At 69.4% G+C, this 9645-nt stretch carries 8 protein-coding genes and 1 pseudogene; 3 read left to right on the top strand and 6 right to left on the bottom strand.

Annotated features, from left to right (window positions below; translation table 11 throughout):
* The 4 genes and pseudogenes from ACZ7G1_RS14880 to ACZ7G1_RS14865 form a co-directional block, all read right to left on the bottom strand.
* Positions 1-212: pseudogene (locus tag ACZ7G1_RS14880) on the bottom strand (sugar ABC transporter substrate-binding protein); the annotation flags it as partial.
* Between the two features lie 64 nt (positions 213-276).
* Positions 277-1182: a carbohydrate ABC transporter permease gene (locus ACZ7G1_RS14875; protein ID WP_470879812.1), complete on the bottom strand. Its 906-nt coding sequence runs from the start codon at positions 1180-1182 to the stop codon at positions 277-279.
* Positions 1183-1186: 4 nt separating this feature from the next.
* On the bottom strand, positions 1187-2143 hold the full coding sequence (locus ACZ7G1_RS14870) for a carbohydrate ABC transporter permease (RefSeq protein ID WP_470879810.1): 957 nt from the start codon (positions 2141-2143) through the stop codon (positions 1187-1189).
* 278 nt (positions 2144-2421) lie between these two features.
* Entirely contained in the window at positions 2422-3108 is a 687-nt protein-coding gene (locus tag ACZ7G1_RS14865) for a helix-turn-helix domain-containing protein (protein ID WP_470879808.1), read from the bottom strand.
* A gap of 64 nt (positions 3109-3172) precedes the next feature.
* Here ACZ7G1_RS14865 and ACZ7G1_RS14860 point away from each other — a divergent pair, with 64 nt between their 5' ends.
* Positions 3173-3976: an NAD(P)H-binding protein gene (locus tag ACZ7G1_RS14860; protein WP_470879806.1), complete on the top strand. Its 804-nt coding sequence runs from the start codon at positions 3173-3175 to the stop codon at positions 3974-3976.
* Positions 3977-4073: 97 nt separating this feature from the next.
* Here the strand turns inward: ACZ7G1_RS14860 and ACZ7G1_RS14855 are convergent, their stop codons facing one another.
* A complete protein-coding gene (locus tag ACZ7G1_RS14855) occupies positions 4074-4721 on the bottom strand; it encodes a class I SAM-dependent methyltransferase (protein WP_470879805.1) in 648 nt (215 codons plus the stop codon).
* A 280-nt stretch (positions 4722-5001) separates the two neighbouring features.
* On the opposite strand from ACZ7G1_RS14855, the gene ACZ7G1_RS14850 reads away from it, so the two are divergent.
* Positions 5002-6438, top strand: a complete 1437-nt coding sequence (locus tag ACZ7G1_RS14850; RefSeq protein WP_470879803.1) for an RICIN domain-containing protein — start codon at positions 5002-5004, stop codon at positions 6436-6438.
* 72 nt (positions 6439-6510) lie between these two features.
* Here ACZ7G1_RS14850 and ACZ7G1_RS14845 read toward each other — a convergent pair whose 3' ends face one another.
* Positions 6511-8262: a beta-galactosidase gene (locus ACZ7G1_RS14845; protein ID WP_470879801.1), complete on the bottom strand. Its 1752-nt coding sequence runs from the start codon at positions 8260-8262 to the stop codon at positions 6511-6513.
* A gap of 301 nt (positions 8263-8563) precedes the next feature.
* Here ACZ7G1_RS14845 and ACZ7G1_RS14840 point away from each other — a divergent pair.
* Positions 8564-9645 (top strand): ROK family protein (locus ACZ7G1_RS14840; RefSeq protein WP_471204128.1); only part of this gene is annotated, 1082 nt, incomplete at its 3' end.

The raw sequence follows: 9645 nt of genomic DNA, 5'->3' as shown, positions 1-9645 counted from the left end.
TTCTTCTCGAAGTCTTCGGCGACCTTCTTCAAGGTGGGCTCCCATGCCCAGACGGTGACCTTGCCGCCCTTGGCGAGAGCGGCGGCGATGTCCTTCGGGCCGCTGGCGGTAGCGCCCGTGTCGGGGTTTGAGCCGCAGGCCGAGGCGGTCAGCGTGAGTGTCGAGGCAACGGCCAGTGCGGCGAGGAGTCTGCGAGAAGAATGGGTTCGCATGGGGTGTGCTCCTGGAAGGTGACGAGGGTGGAGAAGAACCAAGAGAGAAGGAATGAGAGTGGGGTTATTCCTTGACGCTGCCTGCGGCGAGGCCGGACTGCCAAAACCGCTGGAGGAGGAGGAAGACCGCGATGATCGGCACGATGGTCAGCAGTGAGCCGGTGATGATCAGGTCGAAGACGGCTTCGCCACCGGCGGTCTGGGCCTGCGCGTTCCAGGCATTGAGGCCCAGCGTCAGCGGATACCAGTCGGGGTCCTTGATCATGATCAGTGGCAGGAAGTAGTTGTTCCAGGTCGCCACCATCGAGAACAACAGGACCGTGACCATGCCGGGCGTCAGCAGCGGCAACGCGATGGTGAAGAAGGTCCGCACCTCACCCGAACCGTCGATACGGGCGGCTTCGAGAAGCTCGGTCGGGACGGCTTCGGCGGCGAACACCCACATCAGATACAACCCGAACGGCGAGATCAGGGAGGGGATGATCACAGCCCAGGGAGTATTGGTGAGGCCCATGTTGCTGAACATGAGAAAGGTGGGGACGGCGAGTGCGGTGCCGGGAACGGCGACGGCCCCCAGCACGACGGCGAAGACGGCTTTGCGGCCGGGGAAGTCGTACTTTGCCAACGCGTATCCGCCCAGGACCGCGAGGACAGTTGCGCCGCCCGCTCCGGCGACGACATAGAGCAGGGTGTTGAGGAGCCAGCGGACGAACACACCATCTTCATAGGTCAAGGTCCGCGACACGTTGTCCCAGAAGTGCGAGTCCTGCGCGAACCACAATCCGAACGAATCCAGCAGCCCCTTCTGGTCCTTCGTCGCATTGATCACCAGCCACGCCAACGGCAACAACGTGTACACCAGGACCAGACCGGTCACGAGAGTCAGCGGAATACTCGGACGCGGATTGAGCGGCGTGTGGGGGCGTCGCTTGAGCGGTGCGGGTGTGGGTGTGGGTGTGGGTGTGGTCATCGGGTCAGGCCTTCCGCATGCCGCGCAGCTGGACCGTGTAAGCGATGATCGCGGTGATCACGCCCATCACGATCGCGACCGTCGCCGCGTAATTGTGCTGCTGACCGGAGAAGGACAGCGAGTAGGTGTACAGGTTCGGTGTGAAGTCACTCGTGATCGCGTTCGGAGCGAGCTTTTGCAGAATGCTCGGCTCGTTGAACAACTGGAAACTCCCGATGATCGAGAAGATCGTCGCGATCACCACCGCGCCACGGATCGCCGGCAGCTTCACCGAAACAATCACCCGCCACTCACCCGCACCGTCGATCGCCGCGGCCTCGTACAGTGACCGCGGCACCACCTTCAACGCCGCATAGAAGATCAGCATGTTGTACCCGACGAACTCCCACGTCACGATGTTCCCGATCGACGCCAGCACCCAAGACGGCGACAACGGATCAGGCAACGCGACACCCAGAGCGTCGTTCACATTGCCCACCAGGCCGAACTGGGTCCCGTACATGAAGCCCCAGATCAAACTCGCCACCACCGCCGGCACCGCGTACGGCAGGAACACCGACACCCGGAAGAAACCCCTCCCGTAGAGCCGGCCGCTATCGATCGCCAAAGCCACCAGCAACGCGATGCCCAGCATCACCGGCACCTGCACCAGCAGAAACAGACCCACCCGCGACAAACCGTCCCAGAACCGCGGATCGGCCAACGCCTCCCCATAATTCTCAAGCCCCACGAACGACGTCCCACCGATCAACCGATCCCGGAACAGACTCAGATACAGGGCATAACCCACCGGAGCCAGAAACACCAACCCGAAGACCGCCACAAACGGCCCCACAAAACCCCAACCCACCCACGCCTCCTTACGGAAACGCAGACGGAAACGCACACGGGAACGGGCTCGGGATCGGGCTTGTCGGTGGGGCGGTGGGGCCGCCTGTGCTGACGTCGACAGGAGCGTCATGGTGGTTCCTTGCGTCGATGACCGACCGGCGGGAACGGAGCGGTGGAGGCGGAGACCCGCGCCCGGGGGCCGGAGGGAGGCCGAGTCGATGAGTGCATGTTTACGTAATCATCGGTGGCTCGATGGTTGCACCACCCTCAGAGAGGCGTCAAGCGCAAGGACGCGGCGATCAAGCCGGATCTAAGAGGAGTTCGGGGACATCGCTGCCATATGAGGCATCACGATTGCGCCGCCAAGAGGTCGCGGAGAGGGGCGTGATGGGGCGCGCGTCGCGGGAATCAGGCGGTGCACATGGTCGCGGCGGGCCGTCGGCCGGCGGTGTAGGCGGCTGGAGGGACACCCATGAGGCGGCGGAACTCGGCGGTCATGTGGGACTGGTCGTAGTAGCCGGCTGCGGCGGCGATGTCCGCCCAGCGGCCGGTTTCGGCCGCGAGCACGGTGCGGACGCGGTCGATGCGGGCGAAGTGCTTGGGGGACAAGCCGGTGGCGTCGGTGAACAGGGTGTGCAGGCGGCGCTCGCTGAGGTGCAGTCGGGCCGCGGTCTCGGTGACGGTGGTGTCGACGAGGAGACGTGCGGCGTCTTCGAGCCGCAGGGATGGCTCCGGGCGGTCGGCCAGGGCCGTTTCGAGCGCGGTGACGGGGTCGGCGGCGAACTGATCGATGTCCAGGCACGGTAGTTCATCGAGCGGAAGGACGCCGTCGGCGAGGCCCAGCAGTGAGCGTCCGAGCAGGGCTTGGGCGCGACCGGGCCGCATCCGGACCCGCACGCACGAGCGGCCGGGCTCGGCGACGTGGTAGGCGGCCCGGGTGCGGGGGCCCATGAGGACCAGCTCGCGCTTGTCGGTGCGCAGCAGCAGTGTGGTGGCGTGGTCGGGTTCGTCGACGGCCATGGGACCGGCCGCCGTGGCGACGTCGATCCCGGCCACCCACGGCAGCAGGGCCGGCGGCACGACGAGAGAACTCACGCGGCCCACGATAGTGCCGAAACTTCCTATAGCGAGGCGTGAGGGCGCTGCCATCGTCGGGGACATGATCCTAGTTACCGGTTCCACCGGCACCATCGGCAGTCACGTCGTTCGCCTGCTCGCCGAGCAGGGCATACCGTTCCGGGCGATGTCCCGCCGCGAGCGGCCCGGCGGGGTGCGGGCCGACTTCGACGACCCGGCGTCCCTTGCGCGGGCGGTGGCCGACGTCGACGCGGTCTTCCTCGTGACCGTGCCACCCGTACCCACCGCGGATCACGACATCGCGCTGGTCACGGCCGCGCGGGCGGCGGGTGTCCGCAAGATCGTCAAGTTGTCCGCCATCGGCAGCGGCGAGCGGTTCGACGGGGCGACCGTCGGCGCGTGGCACGTCGCGGCGGAGGAGGCGATCGAGGCCGGCGGGTTCGCGTGGACGATGCTTCGCCCGCCGAGCTTCGCCTCGAACGTCTTGTGGCACCGGGGCCTGATCCAGGCCGGAGAGCCGATCCCGAACCTGGCAGGCGACTCGCGGCAGGCCGTCGTCGACCCGAGGGACGTGGCCGCGGTCGCCGTCGCCGCCCTGACCGGCGACGCGCACGACGGGCAGCGGTACGAGCTGACCGGGCCGGAGTTGCTGACGTTCGCCGAACAAGCGGCGGTCCTGGAGCGCGTACTGGAACGGCCCGTCAGCGTCACCGACACGCCTGTGCCCGACGGGTTGCCGGCCGGGATGGCCACCGGCATCGGCTGGGCACGCGCCGGCGGGGCGGCCTACGTCACCGAGCACGTGCCGCGGGTGCTCGGCCGGCCCGCGGGGACGTTCGAGCAGTGGGCGCGCGACCATCGGGAGGCGTTCGCGACCATGCCGTGACCGCGACAGACCGACCGACCGGCACCGGCGGTCGGCCCCGACACGGTTGTGGCAGCCCGGCGTCGGACGGCGGCCAACCCCGGCACGGCTGTGAGCGTCACCGCCTGCGGCCCAGCAACTGCACCGCCTGGGACCGGTGTCCGTTCATCGTGGCGACTTCGATCCGGTGCTCGTCCACGAGGTCGAAGTCCGCCAGGAGGGTGCGGAGTTCCGTGATGTCGTGGTGGCGGCACACCGCGCCGTCGTCGGTGGCGAAGACGCCGTACGGCGTGCCGAAGCGCTCGGCGTGGGCGGCGTAGCGGGTGTGGTTCCGTTCGTCGTCCTGGAGGACGAGGTCGCTGACGTAGAGGAGTCCGCCGGGGGTGAGGACGCGGTTGAGCTCGGCGAGCAGGGAGCGCTGGGCGTCGTTGTCGGGGATGCACGTGAGGACGGCGAACAGCAGGACGACGTCGAGGCTCGCCGAGGCGTGGGGGAGGTCGGGCGGCGAGTGGAGGACGGTGAAGCGCAGGTCGGGGCGGGAGAGGCGGCCGCGTTCGATCAGGGCCGGGGACAGGTCGACGCCGGAGACGTCGTGGAAGCCGTGCTCGGTCAGTTCTGCCATGACGCGGCCGTATCCGCAGCCGTAGTCGAGGATCCGGGCGTTCGGGCCGACCTCCTCCAGCAGGCTGAGGTTCAGGGGATGGGTGAACGTCTTCGTCGCGCCGACGCCGTCCCAGTATGCGATCTGACTGCCGAGATCCTTCATGCCAGCGCAGCATACGGGCCCTCCCCGTCTCGGCCGAAGCCGCCGGGGCGGGCGGAAGAAGGCGGCGGTTCTGTCCGGGTTCTTGACAGGGGTGGGTGGCGGTTTCAGACTTCCGGCAACATCGTGTTTACGAAAACATTGCGTGAGCGCGGTGCTTGTACGGCCCGAACGGCCGGTCCCCCACTCCAGGCGCAAGGCCGCTTCCGACCCCAGGGAGCGGTGCTTTGCCGCGCGGTGCGCGCGGGCGCCCGGTCCGACGCGACACACGAGGTATCGCGCTATGCGACTGAAGTTCTCCGGGATGGTGGCGTTCCTGTGCGCCTTCCTGCTGTCTCTTGTCACTGCCGCGGGTACGGCCCACGCGGCTCCCGCGACCATCGCGAACGGAACGCAGTTCACCGATCCGGCGGGGAATCCCGTGCACGCCCACGGCGGGGGCGTGCTGAAGGTCGGTCAGTACTACTACTGGTTCGGTGAGAACCGGAACGCCGACAACACCTTCCGGTACGTGTCCGCGTACCGGTCCACGGACCTGAAGACCTGGGAGTTCCGCCATCACGTGCTGACCCAGGCGTCCGATCCGGAACTCGGCTGGGCCAACATCGAGCGGCCCAAGGTCGTCTACAACAGCGCCACCGGGCAGTTCGTCATGTGGATGCACAAGGAGAACGGCTCCGACTACGGCGAGGCGCGCGCGGCCGTGGCGGTGTCGTCGACGGTGGACGGCGACTACACCTGGCGGGGCAGCTTCCGGCCGCTGGGGCACATGTCCCGGGACATCACCACGTTCGTCGACACGGACGGCACGGGGTACATGATCTCGGCCGCGAACGAGAACGCCGATCTGCACGTGTACCGGCTCACCGCGGACTACACGGGCATCGACGCGCAGGTGCAGAGGCTGTGGCCCGGGCAGTGGCGGGAGGCGCCTGCCATGTTCAAGCGGAACGGTGTCTACTTCCTGCTGACGTCCGGTGCCACCGGCTGGGCCCCGAACCAGCAGAAGTACGCCACCGCGACCAGCGTCACCGGCTCGTGGACGGACCTCAGGAACGTCGGCGACGGGACGGCGTACCGCAGCCAGACCGCCTACGTCCTGCCGGTCCAGGGCACCAAGGGGACCGGCTACCTCTACATGGGCGACCGCTGGGGCAACTCCATGGGCGGGACGGTGAACGACTCCCGTTACGTCTGGCTGCCGCTGACCTTCCCCACCAGCACCACCATGACCATGGACTACTCCCCCGAGGTCACCGTCGACACCGCTGCGGGCACCGTGAGCGGGATGAACGTGCCGTGGGAGACGCTGACCGCCCGCAACAGCGGCAAGTGCGCCGACGTGGCGAACTTCGACACCGGGTCCGGCGCGCAGCTGGTCCAGTGGGGCTGCGGCAGCGGCGTGAACCAGAACTTCTGGATCAAGAAGCTGGGTACCGGGTACGTCCAGGTCATGGCCCGGCACAGCGGGAAGTGTCTCTCCGTCGCCGGCGCCTCGACCGTGGACGGCGCCCTCGTCGTGCAGAACACCTGCGACGGGTCGGCGTCCCAGCACTGGAAGGTCCAGACGACCGAGGTCTCCGGGTACGTGCAGTTCATCGCCCGCCACAGCGGCAAGTGCCTCGACGTCGTCAACCAGTCGACGGCCGACGGCACCGCCCTCGAACAGTGGACCTGCAACACGGGTGACAACCAGAAGTGGTGGCGCGCGGCGGCCTGACCGGCCGCGGCAGCCTTGAGAGCCGGGCCCGATCCTCCGATCGGGCCCGGCTCCGGCGTGTGACGGTGTGGCCTACTCCTCGGTGGGCCCGAGGTCGGGCGTGGCGCGGAGTTCGGCCGTACGGGCGCGGTGGGCGGCGTGGAGTTCGAGGACGACGAGCTCGTTCGTACCGGCGCGGAGGACGGGGGCGGGGACGTAGAGGGAGCGCTGGGGGCCGCGGGACCAGTGGCGGCCGAGGGGGAAGCCGTTGATCCAGGCGTTGCCCTTGGTGAAGCCGTCGAGGTGGAGGTAGGTGTCGGCGGGCTCGGTCACGTCGAAGGTGCCGCGGTGGAAGGCGGGGCCGACGGGGGTCGTGGCGGCCGGGGTGAAGGGCAGGGCGGTGAGGTCGGTCAGGGGCAGGGGACGGCTGGTCCAGGAGGCGAGTTCGGCGCCGTCGAGGAGGACCTTGCCGAGGAGGCCCTTGCGGTCGTGGATGCCCTGACCGTAGTTCACCCGGCCCTGGTTCTCGACGAGGACGGTGAGCGTGCTGCCGGCCCGAGGGGCGTCGAGGGCGATGGCGTGCTCGTGGTTCTCCCGCTCCAGGACACCGACGGGCGTCCCGTCGACGAACACCTGGGCACGGTCGCGGACATGCTCGATCTCCAGGAGCGCCGGGCCCTTGAGGGGCAGGGTCGTCTCGTAGAGGACGAAGCCGAAGTCCTGCTCCAGCTCCTCCATGGTGAGCGGACGGGCCGCCTCGACCGCCGTGCCGAGGATCGCCGCGTGCGCGAGCAGGCCGGCGCTCTCGGTCAGCCGCACGGTCGCCGCGGCCAGCTTGGGGCCGGGGGCCGGAACGGGCTCCTCGGGCACGGGGGCGTACTTCGCGATCACCTCCCGGAAGGCGGCGAACTTCGGCGCAGGGTCGCCCGCCTCGTCGAGCGGCGCGTCGTAGTCGTACGAGGTGACCGTGGGGCGGTACGTGTGCTTGTCGTTGGCTCCGTTGGTGAAGCCGAAGTTGGTGCCGCCGTGGAACATATAGAAGTTCACCGACGCGCCGGTGGCGAGGAGTTCGTCCAGCTCACGGGCCGCGTCCTCGGCGTCGCGCACCACATGGCGGGCGCCCCAGCGGTCGAACCAGCCGATCCAGAACTCCGACGTCATCAACGGCCCCTTCGGCCGCCGCGCGCGCAGCTCTGCCAGATGCCCGGCCGACCCGCTCCCGAAGTTCGCCGTGGCGAGCACCCCGGGCAGCGCTCCCCGCTCCAGGTCGGCGGGCTGGTCGCAGGTGAAGAGCGGTACGTCGACGCCGCACCGCCGCAGGGAGTCGGCGATGTACTCCATGTACGCGGTGTCATCGCCGTACGCCCCGTACTCGTTCTCCACCTGCACCGCGAGCACCGGCCCGCCACGCGAGGCGAGGTACGGCAGGAGCGGCGTCAGCAGCCGGTCGAAGTAGTCGTCGACGGCCGCGAGGAACCGCGGGTCCCTCGTGCGCAGCCGCATGTCGGGCTCGGCGAGCAGCCAGGACGGTATCCCACCCCCCTCCCACTCCGCGCAGATGTACGGCCCCGGCCGCAGCAGCACATGCAGCCCCTCGGCCGCGGCCAGCTCCACGAACCGCGGCAGGTCAAGGCCTCCGTCCAGCATGAACGTCTCGGGCCGCGGCTGGTGCAGGTTCCACGGGACGTACGTCTCCACGGCGTTGAGGCCCATCAGCCGGGCCTTGCGCAGGCGGTCCGCCCACTGGTCGGGATGCACCCGGAAGTAGTGCAGTCCGCCGGACAGGAGCCGAAACGGTTCGCCATCGAGGGTGAAACCGTCGTCGTCGATCTGGAGAAGAGGCATGAACGGGTGCTCCTGTGCTGGAGGAGGGGTGAAGACGGGGGCACGCTCTCGCGACGGCGAAAGGAGTCCGACCGCCCTATGTTTGCGTGAACATTGCTCACCTGGCAAGCCTTGCCCACCCCTCCACCCGGCGTTGCACCCCCCCCCCGCAACCCGACCCCCTATGGACGCCGACCGCCCCACCCTCGTACGCTCACCCACACTTGCTCGAATCTGCTCGAAACCGGCGCCTTCCAAGCACCTTCCATCACCCCTTCCTTCTGCACGTGCACTTTCGCCTCAAATCAAGGAGCCCTCAGGTATGCCCACCACAGCGCTGTCCGCCCCGCCTGGCGAGAACGACGAGCAGGCGTGCGTCATCGCGCTGGACGTCGGCGGGACCGGGATGAAGGGCGCGCTGCTCGACCGCGATCTGAGAACCCTGCACACCGTGCGGCGCGCCACGCCCCGACGTTCCGGGCCGGACGCGGTGGTGGCCGAAATCGCCGACGTACTGCGCGAACTCGACGCGAGCGCGCGGACACGCGGGCTGATCGTGCGGGGTGCGGGGGTCGTCGTGCCCGGGATCGTCGACGAGGAGACCCGTACCGCCGTCCACTCGGTCAACCTCGGCTGGCGGAACCTCGCCCTCGCGGACGTCCTCGAAACGGCGACGGGCCTGTCCGTCACGCTCGGCCACGACGTACGGGCCGGTGGCGCCGCCGAGTGCCGCGTCGGCGCGGCGCGCGGCGCCCGGGACGCCTGGTTCATCCCCGTCGGCACCGGGATCTCCGCGGCCGTCCTCAGCGACGGGCGCCCGGTACGCGCCGGAGGCTACGCGGGCGAGCTCGGCCACATCGTCGTCGAGCCCGGCGGCGACCCGTGCCCCTGCGGCGGGCGCGGCTGCCTCGAGACCGTCGCCTCCGCGGCGGCGGTCGGCGCGGCCTACGCGGCCCGTGTCGGACACGACGTCGACGGCGCCGCCGAGGTGGCGGCGATGGTCCGCCGCGCCGACCCCGACGCACACGCCGTCTGGCACCGTGCCGTCGAAGCCCTCGCGGCGGCGCTCGCCACCGCCACGACCCTGCTCGCGCCCCAGGTACTGGTCATCGGCGGCGGCCTCGCCGAATCCGGCGACCTCCTCCTCGACCCGCTGCGCGCCTCTCTCGCCCGCCGTTTGTCCTTCCAACGCCGCCCGGACATCGTGCGCGCGGCGCTCGGGGACCGGGCGGGATGTCTGGGGGCGGGACTCGCGGCTTGGGAAGCGGCCGCGGCCAGCTCGGCCGGAACGGCCAGCTCGGCCGGAACGGCCAGCTCGGCCGGAACGGCCAGCTCGGCCGGAACGGCCAGCTCGGCCGGAACGGCCAGCTCGGCCGGAACGGCCAGCTCGGCCGGAACGGCCAG

It is taken from the genome of Streptomyces sp. NPDC037273 (genome assembly GCF_055603625.1).
Note: the sequence above shows the minus strand (reverse complement) of the source record. Positions and strands in the feature narration are given on the sequence as shown.

Bases quoted from the DNA above. Each gene is read 5' to 3' on its own strand.
- ACZ7G1_RS14875 (WP_470879812.1), bottom strand. From the start codon at position 1,182: ATGACCACACCCACACCCACACCCACACCCGCACCGCTCAAGCGACGC.
- ACZ7G1_RS14870 (WP_470879810.1), bottom strand. From the start codon at position 2,143: ATGACGCTCCTGTCGACGTCAGCACAGGCGGCCCCACCGCCCCACCGA.
- ACZ7G1_RS14860 (WP_470879806.1), top strand. From the start codon at position 3,173: ATGATCCTAGTTACCGGTTCCACCGGCACCATCGGCAGTCACGTCGTT.
- ACZ7G1_RS14855 (WP_470879805.1), bottom strand. From the start codon at position 4,721: ATGAAGGATCTCGGCAGTCAGATCGCATACTGGGACGGCGTCGGCGCG.
- ACZ7G1_RS14850 (WP_470879803.1), top strand. From the start codon at position 5,002: ATGCGACTGAAGTTCTCCGGGATGGTGGCGTTCCTGTGCGCCTTCCTG.
- ACZ7G1_RS14845 (WP_470879801.1), bottom strand. From the start codon at position 8,262: ATGCCTCTTCTCCAGATCGACGACGACGGTTTCACCCTCGATGGCGAA.